Below are 24044 nucleotides of genomic sequence, written 5' to 3'. Positions count from 1 at the left end.
CTTTTCCTATTTCGGATTCCACCCTTTTAAGACCGTTTCGATGCTGGCTGCTTCGGCTTCTGCATCTGTAAGCTGCGGCCGATTTGGATTTGAGCCAGGTCCTTCATTCCTGTATTCATAGAATCTTGCATCTTTGGCACTGAATCCAGACATATCCGTCCAGCCATCAGGATGGATATGGGCACCCATATAGTTATTATTGAAGATTACGCTTGCAATGGCCTCTGGATCACCACCCGGGTGCCAAGGCCTTCCAAGATAAACCGTTCCTTGTGCCGCTGAACTCGTAAATTGGTTATTTAAAAACAGGAATCCGTACGACTCATTAATATGGGTACTAGCAGCGGTTATATAACCATTATCTGCAGAAGATCCTCTGTTCAAGGAAAAAATCTCACATTCTTCGAAAACTGCTCTTGCCCCTCCAAAAATAAAATCGATATCACCTTCAATATAACATTGACTGAAATACTGAGATCCCTCTTTCAGGTAAAGGGTATCTTGATTCCCCAGAAACCGCACCTGGTAAAATCTCATTCTTTCACCGCTGGCATAGACAGCTACCGCCTGCGTCTCTTCATGCATTCGTTTTGGATTAAATGAATTTTCGAAGGTAAGATTTCTGGCTGTAAAATCCCCTGCATAAAGAAATACACTTGCACTATTGCGAGTTCCAATGATACCGCCATCCGGGGACATTATTTTTGCGTGATTATCGTAAGTAAGTATAGTGTTCTCGACACTTTCTCCAATCAATGTTACAAACGGTTTATTTGCCGGAACTACGATTCGTTCTTTATATACTCCATTCTTAATAAAAATTTCCACTTCATATTTATTATTTGCGGGTATAGCATCAATGGCTTCTTGAACGGTTTGATAAGCTCCTTTTCCTTCTTTGTCTACAGTTATTCTTAAGGGTTCTGATATGCTTTTTTCCGAGACCACTATATCACCACTCCTTTTCCTGGAAACTCCGATTTCGCTTCATTAACGCTCATTTTCTGGAAGTGATTTTTGCTGCATCATTTAGGTGGTTCTGGTCTTTTAATCAGTCACGCAGAAGGCGTATGTCACTGCCTCCCAAAGTTGGCCAGCCTTTCAGAGACCCAAAAATATTTTCATATGTATACTCTTTAACTTGTTCATCAGTCAGAATTTTCGCCCATCTTACCCTTCTGTCCATACAGCCGCCCGGGCCGCTGCTGTTATACTCTGCATAAAACGCAGTGTTTTCAGCATGAGGCTTATCCCAATTATGCCAGCCTTCTGCTTTAATATGCTCACCCATCCATGTATTGATAAATACTGTTTTGGCATAATCACGCCAAGGCCTTCCTAAGTAGACAGTACCTGGAGCAGCCGTGCTTAACAAAGTGCAATTGACAAAAACATAGCCATATTCCTGGTCAATAGGAGTGGATGCAGCTGTGATATAGCCATTAACATCCTTTCGGTTCAGATCTAAACTATGAATCTCGCAATCTTCAAAAACAGTCGTTGCCGATCCAAATATGAAATCCACATCGCCTTCTATGCAGCAGTGATTAAAATAGCTGCGGCAATGCCGTTTTTCCAATCCATCACGCGGCCCGCCGAACGAACTGCCTTCAATCGGCTTTGGCGGAAGAGGAGCCGTAAATACCGTATCCTGCCTGGCTAAAAAAGCACAATTGTGAAACTCGGTTTGATCGGCATCCACATACATGGCCACCGCCTGACCAACCTCGCTGCCTTTGCCGGCATTATTCTCAAAAGTAATATTTTCAGCCAAAAACCTATCACCTGTAACAATGCAGGAATAAGACCCGAATGTTCCCATCTTTTTGCCGCTATCTAATAGCTTATTAGCATAATCATCAAATGTAATTTTCACTTTATCACGGTGTGTTCCGATCAGGGATATTGACGGCTTATTGATATCGAGCTTTTCCTTGTACACGCCATCCTTTATATATATATTCATTCGGCTGCTGCCTTCCGGGATACTGTCTATAGCTTCTTGAATCGATGAAAATTGGCCTGTTCCATCTTGTGCAACAATCATTTTTATCACCCTATAAGTTTTTTTATAAATGCGGCAAACCCCTTGCCTTACAGGAAAAGTCCTTCCTTCAGTAAAAAGGAAGGACCGCTTATTGATTCTGTTATTACTTATTAGATTCTTTATAAGCTTCTTCGTATTCTTTCTTCATCTGGTCTCCGCCTGATTCATTCCATCTCTTAATCTCAGCTTTAAAACCTTTATCATCTATTTCTCCCATGATGTATTTTATAGTAGCATCAATGATCAGCTTTTGAAGTTCTGTACCCCTCTCACTGGCAGTTGGAGACTCAAGCGGGACAGATGGGTCCATGACAGCGAATTCGTCATTTTCTGAAATCATTTCATTTACCAATTGCTTATCAGGATCAGCGTCATTTAATTTATATGTGATCTCACTTGGCCTGGATCCTGAGAATCCTTGAACCTCTTTTTGCCACAATTCATTATCCAAAATTGTATAGGCATCCTTATCATCAATTGTATAGTGTGTTTCCTTTATACCGCCAGTCATCAGCATGAATACATCTTCGTTAATTAAATCGTTTACAAATTGGAGGACTTGCTTTAATTCCTCTTCTGTTTTAACGGCTGATTTAGGGAACGCTAACAATCCGTTAACTCCATTGCCTTCTGACCAAATCCGGTATTCACCATCCGGGCCGGCTATCTTATTCTGCGGAACGATTGCCACATTATTATTGATTCCTTCAGCAAGGTTCTTCAGCTGGGTTATGCTGATCAGGCCCGCATAGATACCAGCTTTTCCTTGTGCAAATTTTTGCAGCTGGTCGTCTTTTGAGGTAACAGCAAAGTCTTGATCCAGATAGCCATTTTCATACAACTTTCTGGAATATTCCATTGTATCCATATACTCTTTCGTTTCATGTTCTGCCGTGAATTTTCCATTACTGTCTACTGCCCAGCCGTTTGGAACACCAAAGTAAGAAGCCAGTGTTTTAAAGCTGCCGTATCTCAGCTCATTACGGTCACTCCAGCCAAACGTATCTTTTTTGCCGTTTCCGTCAGGGTCATTTTCTGTAAACGCTTTCGCCACTTCGAACAATTCATCCAAATTCTCAGGAACCTTCATGCCAAGTTTATCAAGCCAGTCTTTGCGGATTAACACACCGCCGCGGGCGAAATCCTTCTGAAATGGAACACCGTATAGATTTCCTTCAATAGAAGCTGCTGTGCGGCGATCCTCCGAGATTTTTTTCAAATTAGGATAATCATCCAGGTATTCGCTCACTTCCCAAAATACACCTGATTTCAATGCCTGTCTGACTGATGAATTTGTTACAAGAGTAGACGGCAAAGAAATGATATCGTCCAATTCGCCTGATGCAATGGATGCAATCATCCGCTCATCTTTAGTAGCATCCGGAATCCAATTAAATGTAAGATTGGTATTTGTTGCTTCCTCAATCTTCTTCTCTATCACATCATTTGGAGCTGTTGCTACATAAAGGATTGGGCTCCAGCTGATATTTGCATTTCCGTCCGAGTCAACAGCTGCTTTTGTACTGCTTGCCTCATCTTCCTTGCTGCAGGCACCCAGAATTAGTGATGAGGCCAACAAAGTGCCGGCTGCTAAGACTTTTCCAAACTTTTTGGGTTTCACCATGGTTACATCCTCCTAGATAATAAAAAATTTATTGGGAAAAGCAAAAGTTCATTTACTGGCTAAATTTCTTGTGCAGAGAAGGCGTGTTAGCCTCACCACCTCCTTCAATGGGACTATTTATAGCATCTGCCTGCAATTCTATTCTTTTAAACACTTGAATGGCCATCCACATGATGGTATATGCTCCTATACTAATTCCGAAAAGAACAACCGTTATTGGAATAAACATTAAAAGAATAAAATAGACCGCAGCGAGAGCAGCGAATAACATCAATGTATACTGCAAATACGATATGCCGAATAACAGGGAACACTTCAGCTTCAGCGTGACACTCTTCCAATCATAGTGAACCAATATAGGAAAAATGTAGATTAATGAAATCAAGTAAAGTACACCGACCACAATCAGCAGACCTCTTAATACTTGCGACTCTACATAAAGCAAATCAACGTAAAGGACCATTCCTCCTGCAGTGTAAAGAAAGCCAATTACTGAAGTTTCTTTAAAACCTGTCCTGTATGCATGATAGAATGCCTGAAAAATAGGAAAATCTTTGTTTCCTCTAATCCATTGCCTTAGTACGGTAAACATTGCGTAAGAAGAAGGTCCGATCCCCAACACGATTAATCCCAGAAAGGTGAATAAGAACCATAACAGCTGTATATATACCAGCTTGATCAGACCGATGCAAAAGTTGTTGAAGCGTTCTCCAATCCTGCTCATAAGCTCATCGGGACCTCCCTGTTAATATTTTCATTCTAATACAGTCCTTCTTCGCCGAATTTTTTTGCTAACCGGTTCGCTCCAACGACGAGAATCAGACCAACAAGCCCTTTAAATAGTCCCACAGCGGTACTGAAGCTTAACTGTCCGTTCTTCATCCCTGCTGTATATACATAAGTATCGAATATTTCCATCGCATCTCTGTTGATAGAGTTTAATAGCAGGTAAACATGTTCGAAGCCTAAATCTAAAGTATGGCCAATTTTCAGAATTAACATGATGATAATAATTGGCCGGATTGCCGGCAATGTAATATGCCAAATTTGACGCAGCCGGCTCGCACCATCCATTTTCGCTGCTTCATATAACCCTGGATCCACTGCAGTTACAGCTGCTAAGTAAATGATGGTGGACCAGCCCATTTCTTTCCATATGATTTGAAGGGTATAAATGATCCTTGACCAGGTGCCATCTGTCAAAAACGGTATTTTTTCTCCGCCCATGCCGGCAATTAATGCATTGATTGCTCCGCCGTCCTGCGCTAAAAATACATAACAAATGGACACGATGATAACCCAGCTCATAAAGTGCGGTATATAAATAATCGTTTGAACCCCACTTTTTATATATTTATTTTTCACCTCATTTAACATAAGTGCCAAAACGATTGGGATTGGAAAGAAAATGAATAAGTTTAATGCAAATAGCAAAAGCGTATTCCCAAGCAGCATAAAGAATGTAGGTTCCGTAAATAAACGTTCAAAGTGTTTCAAGCCGACCCATGGACTATTGGCTATCCCTAAGAATGGCTGATAGTCCTGGAAGGCGATAATGATTCCTCCCATTGGAAGGTACTTGAAGATAATAAAGTATAAGATACCGGGAATCATCATTAAATACAGCCATTTATTTCTCACAATAGCAGCGATAGTCTTTTTCCTGGACTTTTTGACTGCTTTCTTATTGAGACCCGGTAAAATACTTTGCTGATCCTCTGCAACAGTTGCGGACTCTCTCACCAGAAATTCCTCCTTCATTCAAGATTTTTTTATTAAGTTTTTTTGGCTTTTGTGTTTCAGTGTACAATTCAAAGGTATAAAAAATCAGGCATAACGTCTACAATCATTCAGTTAGATTGCGTTCAGAACAGCGGTGTGAAAGCGCTTTCTGCCATCAATCACATAAAATGATTATCAATTTCTGTAAATGAGTATTTCCCTGAGATTCCTTATAGTTGATAAAAGAACTCAATAAATTTCCCATCCTCTTCAAATAAACAGGTGGATGGAAAATGATTATGGACGTACCTTTTTTTAAGTTGATATAGTTAACTCAAGAAAAAATTAACTTCATTATGGAGGGATTCTCAAATGCACGACAAATCTTTTGGGAATCGCATATTTGACTTTGTTAACCATGCGATCCTGCTGCTCATCGCCTTAGCCTGCCTCATTCCCTTTATCAACGTGATTGCCAGCTCGTTCGCAACTACAGAAGAGATGGTGGCTAAAGATTTCATCTTGTTCCCTACCACATTTTCACTGAGTGCATATGAGTATATCTTTTCGACACCAACGATTTTTAAGAGTATGACTGTCTCAATCCTGGTAACATTGGTCGGAACATTTGTCAGTATGGTTTTAACAGCTTTTATGGCCTATTCATTGTCACGAAGGTATTTAACAGGAAGAAGTGCCATTAATTTTCTAATAGTATTTACCATGTTATTCAGCGGGGGCATGATTCCTACATATTTAGTGGTGAAGAGCCTTGGCTTGATCGACTCGTACTGGTCCTTAATTTTGCCAATCGCAATTAATGCATTTAATCTGATTATCATGAGAAACTTTTTTTCAGCAATTCCTGATAGCCTGGAGGAATCAGCAAAAGTGGATGGATGCAACGACTTGATGATTTTCTTTAAAATCATGCTTCCACTATCACTTCCTTCGATTGCCACCATTTCTTTGTTCTACGCTGTTGCATATTGGAATCAATATACAAATGCTATTCTTTATCTGACTGATTCTAATAAATGGCCAGTTCAAGTATTACTCCGCCAGATTGTTATCGTATCAAGCGGTATGCAGGCAGACTCTTCTGCAGTAGATGTTGTACCTCCTGCTCAAACCGTTAAGATGGCCGTTATTACTGTTGCAACTGTTCCAATGCTTATCATTTATCCGTTTCTCCAAAAATACTTCGTTAAGGGAGCAATGGTTGGTTCTGTTAAGGCATAAAGATATTTCTCTGATTCTGGCAAATTAAAAAAGCAGCTGTTACAGTTGCTTTTTTTGTTTTAAATTAATCGGATTCCCCTAACAAAGGACAAGGTTCATCTCAATTATATTTAGTCTCCACAACAAGAGGCTGGCCCCTATCCGGGACCAGCCTCCTGGTTTAATCACGATTCTCTTTCGATACCTGCTGCGCATTTTTCTTCGGGACAAAGCCCAGCTCTTTCCAGGCTGTTTCTGTCGACCAGGGTTTGTCCGGATTATCTGATACACCGTAATAGGTGCCATTTTTAACAGTCGACTGGATGGCGAGATCAAACAGCTGTACAGCATCTTCGTGTGATAAGAGAGTTCTGTGCAATCTGTCATCTTCCTTTACGGCTCCCTTTTCATCTGGATGAACGCTTCCGATCCTTAAATTGATCACTGAAAGGCGATTGTTTTCGTTCCTGGCCATGATTCGCCCGATGCCTTCAGATGCATATTTTAAAACACCGTACAACCCTATGGATATAGGAAAATCCTGTGGTGTGATCTCTCTGCCCAAAGAAGAATAGCCATTATTTTCATAATAATCGGTTGCGTGATTGCTGCTTGCAAATACGACTTTGGGAATTCCGAGGGAAGCTGCTGCATGGAGAATATAAAACGAAGCGATAAAATGGATGCTGGTCATCATGTGGAATTCCTGGAGATTCTCCAGTTCGCTGTCTGTCTTGATTGTCAGCAAATTAACAATCACGTCTGTGTCCTTTGGAATGTTTTCCAGAAGGTTCTCATAATCTGCTGCATCTGTTTCAAAAAACTCCGCTGTCTGCTCAGGCTTTTCTTTATCAAGAATGACGATATCATATTTGGAGCTAAGGCCTTTATATAAAACATTGCCAATCGTACCCGAACCGCCGATAAGGGCGATCTTCTTTTTCATCCGTTTCTCCTCCTATCCATGTAAGCGCTGTGATTTTATTTAAATTCCCCTACCTTGCATTCATTATTCCTATTTGCAGGGAATTTTTGCTGACTTTTGGGGAACAGCGTGCGGATGCTGTTTATCACCTTTGTAAAACAGTGAAATAGACGAAAATACTGGCAGCAAAAAAAGGCCGGATTCGCGTTATTCCGGTCCCTTTCTTTCTAGCCTTTCATTTTCAGGTCGCACCAAGATGGATGGCACAAGATCCACAGTGATGAGGAAACTTATCATTCTTCCCGACGGCTATGTCTTTTCCGGCGTTTACAGATGTTTGATCAAAAAAGCTTTCCATAATTCTCTCATTTCCTTCGTTTCCTGATGTCCACCTGTCAGAATCCGTCCTTCCCAATTCCCGCGAACCTGCCGTCCTTCATAAGAATCCTTCAGGCGGCTGTTCAAAAATACAGCTCCTTCTTTAGGACATAGGCGGTCGTCTTTGCCGATAACGCTAAGGCGCGCTCTCGGTACAATCAGCTCCTGGACCTCTAAAGTTGAAAAATGCTTCAGCAGACCCGGGACATAATAATAGAAGCCATGATGGTCAAGTCCGCGCTTGTCGATAAGTGTTTCGATATGCACCTGTGCTGCAATGTCAACTGATACTTTGATCCTTTCGTCCAGTGCGGAGAGCCACCAGCTCATCAGTCCGCCCATCGACATCCCGATGGAAGCAAGGCGATCTCCATCCACATCCGGGCGGCTCTGAAGATAATCAATCAGAGACATGCTGTCAAAAACCCTCATCCCCCACAAAGTTTGGCCCTTCAGCAGCATTTCCTTGACCAATTCGCTTTCCTGCTTTCCCATTCTTTCATTAAAACCCCACATATCTATGGCGCAGACGGCAAATCCAAGCCCGGTGATTGCTTCAATAAAAGGCTGTTCAACCAGGTAAGGGCTGCCTGTCAGCAGCTCGTCTTTGCCGTTCTCAAAATTCCCGCCATGAGAATGGCAGTAAATGACGGCAGGCAAAGGGCCGGATGCATCAACCGGCTTTGCAAAATAGGCAGGCACTGTTTCCAGGCCATTCAGGCTCAGCATCAGTGTCTCCAGAACATATCCCTGTCTTTTCTCCATCATAAGCACCTGGTGCTCAGTCACTTCTGGAACAGAGCGGTCACCCAACAGGCTCATAAGCGTCCGGCGTTTTTCTGCAGCTGTCATTTTACCGCCACTTCCCGGACCAGCTCTTCCCCTTCCTTCGTGTTCCTTGATTTGCAGGAGATGACTTCAACATCCTCGCTGTGTTCAATATGAAAGGCTGGCCCTTCATGGTTTTCAATCGTCACCCGGCTGAAAAGGACATTATTAGCAAAGCCGACGTAAAAGCCGCGGTTCGCCATATCCTCAATCCCGGCCATCATGGCAGGCTTGCCGGGTACTGCATTTTTCGCAAGTGAAATATCAATCTGGCTGAAAGTAATATCGGAAGCATACTGTTCTGCCAGGCCGTAAATGAATCCGGCTGACGCGTGCACATTCCTCGCCGTAATATTGGCGAAATGGAGACGGCGGAACATAGGTGTTTCAGCAGTAACGGGATATGGATTTTTGTCCCAAACATATTGATCTTTCCCGCGGGGTCCGCAGAAATAATAAAGATTGATGATGAATGGGCAGATGACCCCCTCCATCACAATATTGTCGACACGGACATCCTCTACGACCCCGCCGCGGCCGCGCCTTGATTTAAAGCGGATTCCCCTGTCTGTATCCTGGAATACGCAGTTGCTGATTGTCACATTGCGGATATCCCCGCTCATTTCACTGCCGAATACGACAGCTCCATGGCCATGGACCATCGTACAATTGGTAATCGTGATATTCTCGCAGGAAACTCTTTCTTCGGTATCCTCTGTGCCCGACTTTATGGCAATGCAGTCATCTCCGACATCAATATGGCAATTGCTGATTCTTACATTTTTGCACGATTCCGGGTCGATTCCGTCCGTGTTAGGTGAGTCGGCAGGATTGAGGATGCTAATGTTATCGACTGTCACATCCTGGCAGCAGATCGGATTGACTGTCCAGCTTGGAGAATTGATCAGGCGGACATCACGGAGGGTGATGTGCTCACAATTGTCAAAACTGATCAGCTTCGGACGCGGATATTTCAGTTCCTCCCTGCGGTTCCTGAAAACATCCCACCACTCCATTCCATTACCGTCAATCGTGCCAAATCCTGTTACAGCAATATTCCTCGCTCCTTCTGCAAACAGGCACGATGCGTACACCTCACGCTTAACACCCTCCCAGCGCGATGTTACTACCGGATAATCCTCCTGCTTGTCGGAAAATGTTAAAAGGGCGCCACTCTCCAGATGAAGTTCAATATTATCTTTAAGGAATAATGCGCCGGTGAGGAACTCGCCGGCTGGAATCACCACCTTGCCGCCGCCATTCTGATAGGCTTCATCAATCGCCTTTTGAATGCTTTCGGTAGCAAGTCCGGAATCCCCATTTAAATATTCGCTAATATGATAGACTGCCATGATCTGAGCTCCTTTTCATCAGATTTTCATACTCTGCCGCTGCCTGCAAAAATGACCCAAGCCCTTTCGGGTCATTGCATGTAATCGGCTCACTAATATAATAGGCATACGTCCCGTCCCGCTGGTCTGAGCCGCCAAGCCCTGCCACCTGGCAGTTTTTGTTCAAATTGACCCAGCCTTCTTTTGTCAGAAGAACAAATTCATCCAGCAGGCCTTGATAGGATTTCTGCAGCTGTGATTCCCACTTGTCCCTATCAAGGGCTCCCAGCCGGATTCCCCGGGCAATTGCACAGACAATCATGCTGCTGCAGGATGATTCAAGGTAATTCCCTTTTTCCTTAGGCTTATCAACAACCTGATGCCATACACCGCTTTCTTCATCCTGATAGTTGAGCAGCGCTTCAAGGGTATTTTCAAGCACTTTGACTAGAAAGCCCCTGCCTGGAGTGCCCTCTGGAATGACCTCCAGCACATCAGTGAGCGCAAGCAGATACCAGCCCATGGAACGGCCCCAGAAATTAGCAGACAATCCTGTTGTTTTATCTGCCCACGGCTGTACTTTTTTCTCATCCCACGCGTGATACAGCAGGCCGGTTTTTTCATCTAATAAATGGCTGTAGCTTATTTTGAACTGGCTGATGATATCTTCAAGCCCTTCTCCATCCAAAAATGCCGTCTGGTATTCCGCATAAAAAGGCGCACCCATATATAAGCCATCAAGCCATATTTGATAAGGGTAGATCTTTTTATGCCAAAAAGCGCCTTCTGAGGTGCGCGGATGTGTTTCCAGCTGTCTGCGGAGTAGATCGGCCGCTTTTTTGTACTTCTCATCTCCTGTTTCACGATATAAAACAAATAGCATCTTCCCGTTGTTGATATGGTCAATATTGTATTCTTCCATCTCATACCGGTTGATGGAGCCGTCTTCATTAATGAAGTGATCTATATTCTCTTTTATAAACTGAAAATACTTCTTCTCCCCGGTACTCTTCCATACAAGATGGAATCCTTTTAAAATCACACCATAATCATATGCCCATTTGCCATTATAGCCCTTGTCTTCAAACAATAAGGGAGTTCTTTCCATAATGGAATCGGCTGTCCTGACAGACCAAGTTTTATCCTGCACTTGTAAAATCCCTCCATTTTCTAACCATAGTTTGAATCGGGACAGAGGTTTTGAGCCTCCATCCCCGTTTTCCAGCTGCGTTATGCTTGCTTGTATTCGAATTTAATTACCTGCCTGGCAGCCGTTTTGGGAGAGTGTTCCCTTCTGGCTTAACAAAGCACTTGATGCTTTAAGAATACTAAAAGCAGGAAAATTCCGTATATAATCATTTTGTGATTACGCTTACAAAAGCTTATATATCAAGGGTTTAAGAAATAATAGCGTAAAAATGATACTTTTAAACTGGGAAACTGTTTATATCTATCATTTGGTTTTTAAGGTGAAATCATTCCTAATGGCAGTCAGATTGGATGGCGTATCCTTTTGTCCAGAATTTTTCTGCAGGGGAAACTGGTTAGCTCAGTAAACGCAACAGCATAACAAAAGCTTCTTCACAGGGAAGAAGCTTTTGCGCTGTTTCATTATCGGCGGTATTCTTTTCGGTAGTCACCGGGAGTCTTGCCTAATTTCTTTTTGAAAAAACGGATAAAATTCTGTGAGTTGCGGTATTGCAGCTTCTCGGCTATCTCTTTAATCGTCATATCCGTTTCCTTCAGCCACATCTGCGCCATTTGAAGCCGGTAATTCATTAAATAATCCACAAAATTCTCCCCATATTCCTTCTTGAACACATTACTTAAATAATTCGGGTTGTAATGAAGCCTGTCAGCAATGATTTCGAGGGAGATCTCCTGGTCAAATTCACTTTGGATAATATAAACAATTTTATCGGATATGTTTTTGAAGCCCTGTTCTGTATTGCTCTGCGTACTGATGATGACCGGCTGAATCAGCTGCTGGTATAGCATGTCTTTGATTTTTTCTGGATAATAGGCATTCATGGCAGTCTGGTAGAGCTTCTTAATATTTTCAAATATATTCGACTCTGCTCCAAGCAGCTGCCCTAATTGGACAAGATCATTGATCACCCTGACCAGAGTGACACCCAGACTGATCGGATTCTTGTTCAGCCTGAAAATTTCATCGACAAGCAAATCCGTCAGGTTCCTTACCTCATCCTCCCTGCCGGAGCGGATCGCACTCATCAACTCATTGTGCAATTCTATCGGAAATTTGGAAATCGAAGCATCATTCAGCATCGAGGAAATGTCATGGTAAAATATTATGCTTTCGGGTCCGACATTTACGCGGTAATGAAGCGATTCTTTCGCCAGATCCACTGCTTTTTTGCTGTCGATCAGTGAATGATACACCGGGCTGACGCCAACGCTCACAACCAGATTGAGCGTTTCCTTTACTTTTTCCTGGATTTCCTCGTAATACATCATGATTCGCCTTTCAGCTTCCTGTTCATTGTCACAGGCAAAGATCATCGCTTGCATCTCATCATTAAGAACAATCGGAATCAGCCTTTCCTCCTTCGGGACGATCTCGCGGACAATATGGTTGATTGCCAGCAGAAAGATATCTTTATCTGGATTCTGCCCGCCGTCCATATGGTCAATTTGGATAAGACCGGTATAAAAGACCTTGTCTGCTCCAAAATGATAGTCAAACTGCTCAAGTCTGTGCTGGATGTCCTGTTCAGCAATTCGCTTCCTGAACAGACTCAGCACAAATAACGTTTCAAGCTCCGGCTTTTGCTTTGATAAGCTTTCAGTGAGCAATTCATTCTGATCGACGATCCGGTCAACAGAGGCAGCCAGGAAGGAAAGCTCATTTTGCTTACGGCTGATGCCGCCCTGTGATAACCTTTCCTGGATTTTTTTGATCGGCCTGGAATAAGAATCTGCCAAAAGGTAGGATATTCCGCCGACAAGAAGGATTAAGATGACAGAAGCAAGAATCAGCCCCATCCTTGTATTGTGGATGATGCTTCCGATTTCGTTTTCGTTGATTTCCACAAGATACAGCCAATGGTTATAATCTGCCTCAAGGAAAACATAAGTTTTTCCGTTTTCAGCTTTATAGACGTCCGCTTTCTCCTCGCCTGCTTCGGCAGCTGCTTTCACCTCATCAAAGCTTGTTTCCGTCAGGCTGCTCCCCTCGTTCACACTGGAATATAAGAGCTTATCCTGGCTGTTATAAATTTCAACCGCATTATCTTGTTCCCCGACGATTTGATCAATGCTCCTTCTGGGGATATTGGCAATTCCCAGGGCAAATTTCTCGCGTTGATAGAATGGGAGTGTCATAACCATTTCAATGCCTTCTTCCGTCGGCTTCCAGAAGAGATTCCGGTCATTTTTATTTATGTATTGGTCCTTATACGCATTATATTCTTCAGGGGTCAGCTTTTTTAGGGATTCATTAACGATTCCCCATTTTTCCGCCAGGCTGATGAGGCTGTATTTACTGCCCTCAATTCCCATCATCTCTATATAGCTCATTTCTTTGATGATGTCCTGATATACCTCAAAGTCCCTGCCTGAAAGCGGTCTTGTGAAAACATCCTCAAAGCTTGCTGTAGAGCTGTAAGCAGTATAGCCATATTCAATAGTCCTTACCTTTTGCTCGACATTATGAAGAATTTGTTTTGTGTAACTTTCTTTATCCTTTAGGAAGCTTTCCTCAACAGAATTGTAAGTAGAGTTATAGATAAATATACTGAAGCCTGCCACAAGACCTATCCCCAATAAAAAGAACGGGATAAACAGCTTGTAAAACACTCTGCCATTCCTCAAAATGTCCAACTCCTTGTTTTCCGCCATACCACTTGAAAGCGCTGTCAACAATAGGTATATGAATCAGCCGATAAATAAGATGCCTGTTTCAATTGTTTGACTTTCTGATAGCCGGTTCTATATAATGTGATCGTTAACATTAATTTACAGAAATTTCTCACTTGTCCGTCATTAATAAGATAATAGCATAATATAATTCATTATCACAGAGGATTTTTACCTTTCTTAAAAATGTTAACGTTAACATGGTGGCGGACAGATAAATTCACTGGAAAGAGAGTGCATCATTATGGACCCAAAAACCACCATCTTTATCGCCGGCGACTCTACCGCCGCTGTCAAATTGCCTGAGAAGCGTCCGGAAACCGGCTGGGGCGAGTCATTTGTACAATATCTCAAAAGCAATGTTGTCCTGGATAACCGGGCGATCAATGGCAGAAGCACAAAATCGTTTATCAGACAAGGGCATCTGGCTTCTATTGAGAGCAGCATTTCTCCAGGCGATTACCTGATCATCCAGTTTGGACATAACGATCAGAAAACAGAGGATCCTGAGCGCGGAACCCGTCCCTATGGCGACTATCAGGAAAACCTTCTGGAATATGTGGAAACTGCCAGAAGAAATCAGGCTCACCCGGTACTGTTCACCCCCGTCACAAGGAGAAAGTATGATGGAACCCATACCATTGATGTGCTGTCAGTCGGGGATTTCCCTGATGCCATGAAGCAGTTTGCCGAAAAAAATCAGGTGCCGCTCCTGGACATCCACAAAGCCACACGGGATTTTTTTAATAGCATGAGTCATGGTGAATCAGCTTCTTACTTCCTGCATCTGGCACCGGGTGAATCACCTAATTATCCGGAAGGGCTTGAAGATAACACCCATTTCAATGAAAAAGGCGCAGATGCAGTGGCACATTTAATTGCCAAAGAAATTAAAGAAAGCGATCTGCCATTAAAAAACCTGCTTACATAGCAGCTTACATGGGGCATTAAGGAGAGGAATGCTTTGGAGGACTCTTTTATACAAAATATTTATAAACAAAATCAGCAGAATTCCCTGAAAGTGCTGCTGGGCCTTTATAGAGGCCATGCGTTAAAGCTGTTTTATTCTGCCGTCCTGTTCACTATCAAGCATATTCCTGCATGGGTCATGCCCATCGCCATTGCCAATGTCATCAATGCAGCCACCAATCATGGGGGAAACGGCATCCGCACCATCTATATCAATGCCATCGTGATGATCGTCCTTGTGCTGCAGAATATCCTATCAAACTATTACCATACCAAGCTGCACAGCTACGCGATCCGCAGCGTTGAATCCGGCCTCCGGGCATCACTCATTAAAAAACTTCAGGAGCTCTCCATCCCCTACCAGAAGGAAATGCAGTCAGGCCGGCTGCAGTCGAAAATCATGCGCGACGTTGAAGCAGTCCAAACTCTGTCCTCCCAGGTTTTTGTGAGCCTGCTGAATATATTCATCAATCTGATTGTAGCGCTTGCCATCACGCTCTACAACAGCCCTGTCGTCTTCCTGTTTTTTATCCTGACCGTTCCAATTTCCGCTCTTATCATTGTTGTTTTCCGGAAAAAGATAAAAAACTCGAATTCTGAATTCAGGCAGGAAATGGAGGAAACCTCTGCCCGGGTCATTGAAATGATCGAGCTGGTGCCGATTGCAAGGGCGCATGCCCTGGAGAAGCAGGAAGTTAAACGCCTCAACCACCGCTTTCAGCAGATTCTATTAAAAGGTTTTCACCTGGACATCATCCAATCTTTATTCGGTTCAGTCAGCTGGGCAAGCTTCCAGATTTTCCAGATCATCTGCCTGGTGTTCACCGGCATCCTTGCCTATCGCGGCTCTATCACACCAGGTGAGGTCGTTATGTACCAGACCTATTTTACAACAGTGGTGAACTCGGTTTCCGGCATGATCACCTTGATTCCGACGATTGCCAAGGGACTTGAGTCAGTCAACTCCATCGGCGAAATATTGACTGCAGGTGAGGTCGAAAACTATGAAAACAAACCGAAGCTAAAAAAGGTGAACGGCAGCTTTTCCATTCAGCATGTCAGCTACAGGTACCCTGGCGCCTATGAAAATACCCTGCAGGACATTACGATTGAAGTCAAACAGGGTGAAACCATCGCCTTTGTCGGCGAATCCGGCTCAGGCAAATCAACGATCCTCAATCTGCTGATCGGCTTCATTCAGCCGAGCGAAGGAAAAATCCTTCTGGACGATCATGATATGGCAGAGATTGATCTGAGATCGTTCCGCAATCATCTCGCCGTTGTCCCGCAATCAACGATCCTTTTTTCAGGGACCATCCGTCAGAATGTTACCTACGGCAAGCTGTCAGTATCCGAGGAAGAATTGAGAAAAGTGCTGAAAGCTGCAAATCTATGGGAGGTAGTCAAAAAACTGCCGGACGGCCTGGACACGATGATAGGCGAACATGGAGATAAGCTCTCCGGCGGGCAGCGGCAAAGGATTTCTATCGCCAGAGCACTGATACGGGATCCGGAGGTCATCATTCTCGATGAAGCGACCTCAGCCCTGGACAGCCAATCTGAAAGAAAAATCCAGGATGCTTTGGATACTTTAACCAAGGGCCGTACCACTTTCATCGTCGCTCACCGCTTCTCTACCATCCGCAACGCCGACAAAATCGCCGTCATTCAGGACGGCCGCTGTGTAGAGTTTGGCACATATGAAGAGCTGATGTATCAGCAAGGAAGTTTTTATGAATTGAAGCAGCTGCAGATGTGACCTGGAGTTTATGGGCGTTATACCATCTTCAGAGATGTAGGCTCATCTATTAACTCTCTTACATACATTCTGTGACTTTTTCAAACGCAGTCAAGTGCCATTATATTCTTTTAATACTTCCTTTTTGGAGGCATGCCCACACAGCCTGCCTCTCTTCTATTCTCAATCCCGTCGCATGCTCCGGTCAGCGATTATGATTGAGTACAAACTCTACCGCCTTAGCAGCATGTATAAAAGTTGTATCAAACAATGGTATTTGGCAGTCTTCCTGGCTTACCAGCAATGGAATCTCCGTACATCCTAAAATGATGCCTTTCGCTCCGTTTGCTCCCAAACGCCCGATTATATCGAGATAGGCAGCTTTAGAGCTTTCCTTCATTATTCCCCTGCATAATTCCTCAAAAATGACCTCATGAACCAGTTCACGGTCACCTTCCTCTGGAACCAAAACCTCAATGCCATTTTCCTCAAGGATTTTTTTATAAAAAGTCTGCTCCATTGTGAATTTGGTGCCGAGCAGGCCAACTGCCTCTATGCCTTGCTTTTTAATCTCCTCAACCACGCATTCAACAATATGTATGACCGGAATTTTACAAGCTTTTTGCAGATCTTCTGCCATCAGATGCATTGTGTTGGTGCAAATGATGATGCAATCTGCCCCTCCCTTTTCAAGGAATAAAGCTGCTTCGAGCATTTTTTCAGTTGCCTTTTCCCACTCCCCGTTTCTTTGCAGGGCAGCAATTTCTTCAAAATCAAAAGAATACAGCAGGCAGCGGGCTGAATGAATCCCTCCCAATTTTTCCTGAACAAAGCGGTTGATATAGGAGTAATACACGCTCGTTGACTCCCAGCTCATTCCTCCGATTAATCCAATTGTTTTCATCTTGATCATCCTCCTTCTGTTCATTTAAAGATAGCATGATATACTGGATGCAAATAGAGCCACAATTTGATTACTTTTATAGTACCAGTTGGCAGATTGGAGTAATAATCATGTGGTTTGAAATTGATCGTGCAGGCACAAAGTCATTGACACAGCAGATTTATGAAAAACTGAGAACGTATATTTTAATTGGGGAATTGCAGGAAGGAAAAAAGGTCCCTTCAACTCGAGAGCTTGCAGTTTCCTTAAATGTCTCCCGCAATATCACGCTTGAGGTCTATGATCAGCTGGCCTCAGAAGGCTACCTGGAGGTCCGGCCCAAATCAGGCACCTACATTGCCGCTGGGGCAGCCTTTCTCCCGTTAGAAACGATCCAGCATCGAAAAGAGAAAGAGACGCTGCCCAATCTAATAGAAGATAGAATAGATTTTAAAGCTTCCACTCCAGCCATGGATCATTTCCCCAGAAAAGTTTGGGGCAGGCTGGCAAAAGAGGTATGCTATGATGCCGCTGAACAAGCATTTGGCTATCATGATTCTTCAGGCATGCCGGAGCTTAGGGAGGAATTGTCCAGATACCTGTTACATACCCGGGGTGTAAACTGCACGGCAGATCAAATCGTCATTACAAGCGGTGCCACACAGGCGCTTTCACTGATAACAGGCATGCTGGTGAAAAACAAGGAAAGGATAGCGGTTGAAGATCCTGTTACGGATGAAATGAAAAATATCTTCTCATACCACGGAGCGAATTTGTTCCCTATCCCTGTCGACGAAAAAGGGCTCATGCCAGAACATCTTCCAGAGGACGAGCCTCCCGGCTTTATTTTTACCCTTCCTTCACATCAGTTCCCGCTGGGCAGTACGCTGACGATACAAAGAAGGATTCAGCTAATTGAGTATGCCCGCAGATATAACACATATATTGTCGAAGATGATTATGACAGCGAGTTCATTTATGAAGGTTCTCAGGTCCACAGCATACAGGGATTGGATCCTGAGAGGGTCATTTATGTTGGGACCTTCAGCAAGATACTTTCGCCTGGCCTAAGGATTGGCTATGCTGTCCTGCCCGCTGATTTACTGGCGGATTTCAAGAAGCTAAAATGGTATTCCGATCGCCATCACTCAGGTATAGAACAACTGATCCTTGCGCGTTTTTTAAAAGACGGCCACTTTGACAAGCATATAAGGAAGATGAAAAGAATCTACAGGCAGCGGCGGCAGGCTTTGGTTGACAGCTTGAAAGAACACTTTCCTGACTGCCGTATTTGGGGGCATGCTGCCGGGATGCATCTGGTTGCTGAATTTCCTTCCACTGTTTTTGACAAAAAGCTGCTGGACTTGATCTTCAGCTATTCTGTCCTCGTATATCCGGTAGAGCAGTACAGCATCATCAAAGGAAACCATAAGAATAAGATTGTGCTGGGTTATGGGAGCTTGACGCCTGATAGGATAGAAGAAGGGATTGCGAGGCTGAAAGAAGCGGTCAGGAGCTTCCCGGAAAAGTAAAAAAAGGGGAGAGCAAACGATAAAGTCTGCTCCCCCCTTTTATTATGATTTAAATCGTGAAATCATTTCCTGCAATTCCTCTGCCAATCGGGCAAGAGATTGTGTTGCATTTGATACGTCTTCTGAAGAAGCAAGCTGCTGCTGGCTTGCAGCTGCTGCGTTTTCAGAGCCTTCAAGCGTCTCTTGGGAGCCTGCCGCTATTCCTTCAATGGTATCGTGGACTCCTTCAAACTCGTCCGTCAAATACCTGGTGGCTGCAGCCGCCTCTTGAATTTGAGAGGTTACCTGCTCAATCTGCGCAAGAATCCTATTAAAATTAGAAACTGTTTCTTCCGAGAGGCTGATGCCTGCAGAGACATTTTCTTTTACCAGACGGATATCCCGAACCGTCCCACTTGACTCGGCTTGGATCGTTGCCACCAGATTATGAATCTGCTCGGCCGAAGCATTGGTCTCATCTGCCAGCTTTCTGACTTCTTCGGCAACAACCGCAAAACCTTTTCCTTGCTCGCCAGCCCTTGCCGCTTCAATCGCTGCATTAAGGGCTAAAAGGTTCGTCTGCCCCGAGATATCAGCAATCAGCGAGGAAATCTTTTGTATCTCCCCTGCGCTTGAAACCAGTGAAGATACTCCTTCTCCAGCCCGATCGACTGACTGGCTGATTGAGTTCATTTGCATTAGCATTTCTTTGACGGAAGAAACCCCATCCTCTGCCTGCTCCCTTACTTCTGATGAAACCTCTGCTGCTTTATCTGTATTGGCAGCTACAGTTTTCAGGCCGCCAAGGGAATCTGCTACAGATTTCAGGCTGCTGGCAATCATTTCCGTTTGTCTATGGTTATGAGTGGATATAGTCTGCATTGTTTCTGCTATATGCCCTGACGCCGCTTTTGACTGCTCCGCACTTGCAGAGAGCTCTTCAGATGCAGCAGCCACTTGTTCAGAGGACGAGCCTATGTGGGTAATCATCCCTCTAAGCGAACCTACAAAAGCATTAAAAGAGTGGGCAAGCTGTCCGAATTCATTCTTGCCCTTTACATCCACCGTTTGTGTTAAGTCGGCATCTCCTGATGCAATATTATTTAATTGCCTGTTGAGTGCCCCTAATGGAATGAGTATGGACCGGAGCAGCATGAAGCTTAAAATGCCGCCTGCCACCGATGCTGCAACTGCCAGGAAGATAAGAATGTCCTTACTTCCCTCAGAATTTTCTTCTTTAATTTTATTAATCTGTTCAAGTTCTTTATTCAGCACAGAAACAAGTTCATTCACAGCCGGGTCGAGCACATCCTTTCTCAACATGCGTTCTTCTCCGAAATGAAGGTCCCTGGCTGCCTCTGGATCAGTCTCATAAAGCCCAATGACTCTCTGATTGATATCCCAAAACAGGTTGAAGCTGGACTCCATTTTCTCTACCTGCTCAAGATTCTTGTTTTCAAGAGCTTTGCCCTCTGCCTGCCTGATCAGGGACTGGACATCCTCAGCCTTCTCCTTCATACTCTCTGCATACTGCTTATCGCCCGTCATAATCAAAGCTCTTTCATCGTTTGAAATCCCGGCGAGGCGGTATTGGATTTTTATGATATCTTTTTGAAAATCCATTTTATCCTGAAGCAGGTCAGTTCTTTTTACCTGTGCGTTAATTACATAGATTGAAAAACTGCCAAGCAGGATAATTGACCCTACCAGGATTGAAATAGTTGTGATTAAACGCGTTTTAATTTTCACTAGTTTCCTCCAAATACATTATATTAAGAATAATTTCTTAATCTTAATATCGTCATTGGAACAAGGTTTTTTAGGGTGAACAGGCAAATAAAAACAAGGATATATTTGGAAAGAAAAAATACATTCAGTATAAAACGCATCTATAAAACTATTTTAAAATAATTTAATACAACTCTTTTCCGAACCCCGTTAATCCCCGCCACTAATGCTCTTCCTTTCAGGAAGGATCCAATTCATTCTCCCGAAAAATGATGGTAATAACCAAAGGCCAGTTCAAAAACTTATAACCAGTATTCAATAGACAAGCCTGCTAATGAAATAATTTCAATATCTGTGTCTTTTATGCAGCCTGCCAAATTTTAGTCTCCGAACTGACAAAAAGCTCCCCCTAATTGGAGGAGCAAGTCTGCTAATTACCGTACCAATATTTATTCGCTGCAATCTGTGAATTATGCTGGGAGTGCCAGTAGTCGACGGAATAAGAATAGTCATAGTTCATGATGCAGCGGATCCCGCTTCCCTGTGCATCATGCCCGAGGCCAAAATTATGGGAGAATTCATGCTGTGCCGCTTTGGCAGTATTGGCTGTCCCCTGGTCCAGGTTCACACTGATCGCGCTGCCTGAAGGAGCTGCCTGGTACACATAGGCGATTCCACCCGCATCAAATGCAGCATCTCTAGTAAAACCGGCAACGAAATCATAGCCTCTTCCATCCCAGTCCCTTTGAAGGTCGCTGAGGATCTGGGAGCTGTTTGATCCCTGCGAGCTCCAGCTTGCGACCGCCTGGACAACAAAATCAACGCCGTGGTCCCTATTAAAAGCATTATCCGCGGTTTCTATAATATTTTGGATCCGGGTCTGCCAATCGCTATAGGCGCTCCGGTATTCTTCATCTGCCACCGCAAGGACCGTCACTTTCCTGGCTCCCGTATCCTGAGGTGAGGCCTTTCCGTTCTGTGTATTTTTGTTAGACTTCATAATACCAGTCACAGTCCCCTTTTCATTGAGGATGCTGACTGAAGTATCTCTTTCAACAACGGCTTCATCTTCAAGATCCTTGAAATCCGCTGCTTTCGGCAAGGAATCGCCCATGTATTGTAAGGCGTCTGTCGGATGCTCATGATGGTGCTCCCCGGACCCGGCATAAGCACTTGAGCTGATTACAAGGGTGCTGAGCAATGATAATGATAAGACCTTCAACTGTTTTTTCATAGATATACCTCCTTGAATTTTAATACAAAGGAGATATTCTTCTATTTCTTCCAGTTTCCTCTCATTATTGAATTGGGAAATCAATGATAGGACAATGGAAAGAATACCTGCAGTTTTATAGTGGAAAGAATCGGTTTTTAAAAAAAGAGAAACAAAAAATATTAGGATCTTACTAATATTATGAAAGGTGTCATTAAAAAGTTGGGAAAACTCCTTTTTTTGAGGCTCTTTTGGTCAAAGATAAATTACTTGAGAATAAGAAGGAGGACTTTTTCACTAAAATAAAAATAGGCCTCTGGAAGGAAGAAATTCTTCCCTCCAGAGGCCTATTCCTTAAAATGCCGTCCACCCGGGATCACCAGTAATGACAGTCCTATTCACAAAGCTGGAATCTTCTGATGCCAGGAACAGGGAAAAATAAGCGATTTCCTCCGGCTTGCCTACACGCGATGTGCTCTATTTTATGATTCCGGTCTAATATGGCTTTAACAGTTATGTTTTTTGATGCCTAAGAAAATAAAACTTCCCTTAATCCAAAAACAATGCATCGCCGACATCCACATACATGGCTTTCCCTGTAACAGCATCTATTGAACGGATATGGCCCACTGTTTCTGGGAATGAAGGCGTGTAAGAGAGGGAATAGACAGATTTCCCGGTTTCATCATAATCTCTCGTGAACACCTTTTCCATCTTGACAAATTTCCGATATATATCTTTTGCTTCCTGAAGGCTGATGGCAGGTTCGGCCGGCAAATGCCTATATAGCTCATCAGGCAGAATATCAAGAAGAAAATGAGTGACTTTTCCGGAATACTTCCCGACTTCTATTACCGTCGCATGCTGCCCTGCCCTAATTCCCTTGTAATACAGGTGAAAATAAAAGGTGTAAGCAGGCTCCTGTTCAATAAAATCCTTATCCCGGCCATCCAGGACTGATTCTTCTCTCTCTTCTTCAAGGTTCTCCGGCTCATTCTCTTCCTCGTCTATGTTAACCTCCAGCCGGAATCTTTCATGGGCATCAGGATACAGCTTGAACATAAGCTCAACTGCCTTTTTCCTGGCTGCTTCCTGCCCGATCTCTTCCCCGCCGCCGGTATGCAGATCCCCGCTCACAGCCCTCAGAAGCATACCAGACTTTTGTTCAAAAGATAACTTCAGAATATGAACATCTGTCTCTTCCATTTCAAAAGAAAACGACCCGGCATCTTCCTTCGTCCAAACCTCGACCCTTTTGCCTTCCTTCTCCCTTGTTTCCAAAAGCTTGTAATCCTGGTTAATCCCGAACAAGTCATAAATGGTATCATTACTGTGCTCATCACTAGAGATCGCCATATCAGCAGCAGGCTCCGCCCAGCTGCCATTATAATCAGATCCATCGATCGGGAGATTCGTGAACGGCTCAATAACCTCATAGGAAAGATGATATTGATGATCACCATTTTTGAAAATCTCTTTGTCAAAATGCTCAATACAAAGCTCAAATGTTACTCCCTGGAGATATTTCTCCAATGCCTCTTTCTCGGAAACTGCTTCTTCTGAGTACTTGACTTCATACTCCTCCCCGCTGCAGTGAAAACGCATCACCTGGCCGGCAGTGGAAACGGAAACAGTAAATCCTGTACTATGTAGAAATAACCCGTACTTTTCATCTCTTTTTTCATAAACAGCCCAATAAGGATTTCCCAGATCGAGGACTGCAGAAAGCTCAAACTCCTTCTGACCCGGATAAATGGCTCCGATGAATGCTTCTGCAATATCCGCAATTCCTTCTTTGGAAAGATTCCCCGCACGAGGTACCTCCTCTATTTCAAAATGGATAAGCCTGCCGTTTTCACCCAGTGAATAGCTCCCTATTATTTCTGAAGTCGCTGAATCCAGAAGATCATAAATTTGTTCCTCATCTTCCGCCAACCTATTGATTATGCCCGGCGGAAGAAATACCAGCAGCTTTTCCCATAATTCACTCACCCTTACCCCACCTCCACGCTATTTATTTACAAATATCATACCATCTATTAACCTT

The 24044-nt window shown here is 43.6% G+C and carries 18 protein-coding genes; 4 read left to right on the top strand and 14 right to left on the bottom strand.

What is annotated here, in order from left to right; all coding sequences use genetic code 11:
* Positions 1-6: 6 nt before the first annotated feature.
* The 5 genes from AC4E8B_RS10700 to AC4E8B_RS10680 form a co-directional block, all read right to left on the bottom strand.
* Positions 7-948 (bottom strand): pectinesterase family protein, encoded by a 942-nt coding sequence (locus AC4E8B_RS10700; protein WP_490218845.1) that lies wholly within the window; start codon positions 946-948, stop codon positions 7-9.
* Positions 949-1051: 103 nt separating this feature from the next.
* Positions 1052-2047, bottom strand: a complete 996-nt coding sequence (locus tag AC4E8B_RS10695; protein ID WP_490218843.1) for a pectinesterase family protein — start codon at positions 2045-2047, stop codon at positions 1052-1054.
* Between the two features lie 103 nt (positions 2048-2150).
* A complete protein-coding gene (locus AC4E8B_RS10690; RefSeq protein WP_490218842.1) occupies positions 2151-3671 on the bottom strand; it encodes an extracellular solute-binding protein in 1521 nt (506 codons plus the stop codon).
* A 52-nt stretch (positions 3672-3723) separates the two neighbouring features.
* The gene (locus AC4E8B_RS10685) at positions 3724-4395 is read right to left on the bottom strand and encodes a YesL family protein (protein WP_490218840.1); all 672 of its coding nucleotides are present in this window, start codon (positions 4393-4395) and stop codon (positions 3724-3726) included.
* A 35-nt stretch (positions 4396-4430) separates the two neighbouring features.
* Entirely contained in the window at positions 4431-5288 is an 858-nt protein-coding gene (locus AC4E8B_RS10680) for an ABC transporter permease (protein WP_490219622.1), read from the bottom strand.
* A gap of 477 nt (positions 5289-5765) precedes the next feature.
* Between AC4E8B_RS10680 and AC4E8B_RS10675 the strand changes: the two genes are divergently transcribed.
* On the top strand, positions 5766-6635 hold the full coding sequence (locus AC4E8B_RS10675) for a carbohydrate ABC transporter permease (RefSeq protein ID WP_490218838.1): 870 nt from the start codon (positions 5766-5768) through the stop codon (positions 6633-6635).
* 160 nt (positions 6636-6795) lie between these two features.
* Here AC4E8B_RS10675 and AC4E8B_RS10670 read toward each other — a convergent pair whose 3' ends face one another.
* The 5 genes from AC4E8B_RS10670 to AC4E8B_RS10650 all read right to left on the bottom strand — a co-directional run bounded on the left by AC4E8B_RS10670 (position 6796) and on the right by AC4E8B_RS10650 (position 13910).
* Positions 6796-7560, bottom strand: coding sequence for an NAD-dependent epimerase/dehydratase family protein (locus AC4E8B_RS10670; RefSeq protein ID WP_490218836.1), 765 nt, complete (start codon positions 7558-7560; stop codon positions 6796-6798).
* Between the two features lie 306 nt (positions 7561-7866).
* Positions 7867-8769 (bottom strand): dienelactone hydrolase family protein, encoded by a 903-nt coding sequence (locus tag AC4E8B_RS10665; RefSeq protein WP_490218834.1) that lies wholly within the window; start codon positions 8767-8769, stop codon positions 7867-7869.
* Positions 8766-10097: a glycoside hydrolase family 28 protein gene (locus tag AC4E8B_RS10660; protein ID WP_490218833.1), complete on the bottom strand. Its 1332-nt coding sequence runs from the start codon at positions 10095-10097 to the stop codon at positions 8766-8768. The genes AC4E8B_RS10665 and AC4E8B_RS10660 overlap by 4 nt, the downstream gene beginning before the upstream one ends.
* Positions 10078-11226 carry a glycoside hydrolase family 88/105 protein gene (locus AC4E8B_RS10655; protein ID WP_490218831.1) on the bottom strand — a complete coding sequence of 383 codons (1149 nt, stop codon included), beginning with the start codon at positions 11224-11226 and terminating at the stop codon, positions 10078-10080. The genes AC4E8B_RS10660 and AC4E8B_RS10655 overlap by 20 nt, the downstream gene beginning before the upstream one ends.
* Positions 11227-11687: 461 nt before the next feature.
* Positions 11688-13910, bottom strand: a complete 2223-nt coding sequence (locus AC4E8B_RS10650; RefSeq protein WP_490218829.1) for a helix-turn-helix transcriptional regulator — start codon at positions 13908-13910, stop codon at positions 11688-11690.
* 289 nt (positions 13911-14199) lie between these two features.
* Here AC4E8B_RS10650 and AC4E8B_RS10645 point away from each other — a divergent pair, with 289 nt between their 5' ends.
* Together AC4E8B_RS10645 and AC4E8B_RS10640 are read left to right on the top strand one after the other, a co-directional pair.
* Positions 14200-14886: a rhamnogalacturonan acetylesterase gene (locus AC4E8B_RS10645; protein WP_490218827.1), complete on the top strand. Its 687-nt coding sequence runs from the start codon at positions 14200-14202 to the stop codon at positions 14884-14886.
* Between the two features lie 33 nt (positions 14887-14919).
* The gene (locus AC4E8B_RS10640) at positions 14920-16683 is read left to right on the top strand and encodes an ABC transporter ATP-binding protein (RefSeq protein ID WP_490218825.1); all 1764 of its coding nucleotides are present in this window, start codon (positions 14920-14922) and stop codon (positions 16681-16683) included.
* Between the two features lie 184 nt (positions 16684-16867).
* Here AC4E8B_RS10640 and AC4E8B_RS10635 read toward each other — a convergent pair whose 3' ends face one another.
* Entirely contained in the window at positions 16868-17566 is a 699-nt protein-coding gene (locus AC4E8B_RS10635; protein WP_490218823.1) for an aspartate/glutamate racemase family protein, read from the bottom strand.
* A gap of 107 nt (positions 17567-17673) precedes the next feature.
* Here AC4E8B_RS10635 and pdxR point away from each other — a divergent pair, with 107 nt between their 5' ends.
* The gene (gene pdxR, locus AC4E8B_RS10630) at positions 17674-19077 is read left to right on the top strand and encodes a MocR-like pyridoxine biosynthesis transcription factor PdxR (protein WP_490219621.1); all 1404 of its coding nucleotides are present in this window, start codon (positions 17674-17676) and stop codon (positions 19075-19077) included.
* Between the two features lie 42 nt (positions 19078-19119).
* Here pdxR and AC4E8B_RS10625 read toward each other — a convergent pair whose 3' ends face one another.
* From AC4E8B_RS10625 to AC4E8B_RS10615, 3 genes are all read right to left on the bottom strand, one after another.
* A complete protein-coding gene (locus AC4E8B_RS10625) occupies positions 19120-20805 on the bottom strand; it encodes a methyl-accepting chemotaxis protein (protein WP_490218821.1) in 1686 nt (561 codons plus the stop codon).
* Positions 20806-21214: 409 nt separating this feature from the next.
* Positions 21215-22018, bottom strand: a complete 804-nt coding sequence (locus AC4E8B_RS10620) for a zinc-dependent metalloprotease (protein ID WP_022543762.1) — start codon at positions 22016-22018, stop codon at positions 21215-21217.
* Between the two features lie 528 nt (positions 22019-22546).
* Complete coding sequence (locus tag AC4E8B_RS10615; RefSeq protein ID WP_490218819.1) at positions 22547-23989, bottom strand: YcdB/YcdC domain-containing protein; 1443 nt, start codon at positions 23987-23989, stop codon at positions 22547-22549.
* Positions 23990-24044: the final 55 nt, after the last annotated feature.

This window comes from Bacillus sp. SRL543, assembly GCF_984799205.1.
The sequence above is the reverse complement of the archived record's forward strand: the minus strand, read 5'-3'. Positions and strand labels throughout refer to the sequence as shown.

Coding starts and splice junctions, on each gene's coding strand:
- AC4E8B_RS10695 (WP_490218843.1), bottom strand. CDS start 2,047: ATGATTGTTGCACAAGATGGAACAGGCCAATTTTCATCGATTCAAGAA.
- AC4E8B_RS10635 (WP_490218823.1), bottom strand. CDS start 17,566: ATGAAAACAATTGGATTAATCGGAGGAATGAGCTGGGAGTCAACGAGC.
- AC4E8B_RS10665 (WP_490218834.1), bottom strand. CDS start 8,769: ATGACAGCTGCAGAAAAACGCCGGACGCTTATGAGCCTGTTGGGTGAC.
- AC4E8B_RS10675 (WP_490218838.1), top strand. CDS start 5,766: ATGCACGACAAATCTTTTGGGAATCGCATATTTGACTTTGTTAACCAT.
- AC4E8B_RS10685 (WP_490218840.1), bottom strand. CDS start 4,395: ATGAGCAGGATTGGAGAACGCTTCAACAACTTTTGCATCGGTCTGATC.
- AC4E8B_RS10660 (WP_490218833.1), bottom strand. CDS start 10,097: ATGGCAGTCTATCATATTAGCGAATATTTAAATGGGGATTCCGGACTT.
- AC4E8B_RS10670 (WP_490218836.1), bottom strand. CDS start 7,560: ATGAAAAAGAAGATCGCCCTTATCGGCGGTTCGGGTACGATTGGCAAT.
- AC4E8B_RS10690 (WP_490218842.1), bottom strand. CDS start 3,671: ATGGTGAAACCCAAAAAGTTTGGAAAAGTCTTAGCAGCCGGCACTTTG.
- AC4E8B_RS10645 (WP_490218827.1), top strand. CDS start 14,200: ATGGACCCAAAAACCACCATCTTTATCGCCGGCGACTCTACCGCCGCT.
- AC4E8B_RS10680 (WP_490219622.1), bottom strand. CDS start 5,288: ATGATGATTCCCGGTATCTTATACTTTATTATCTTCAAGTACCTTCCA.
- AC4E8B_RS10620 (WP_022543762.1), bottom strand. CDS start 22,018: ATGAAAAAACAGTTGAAGGTCTTATCATTATCATTGCTCAGCACCCTT.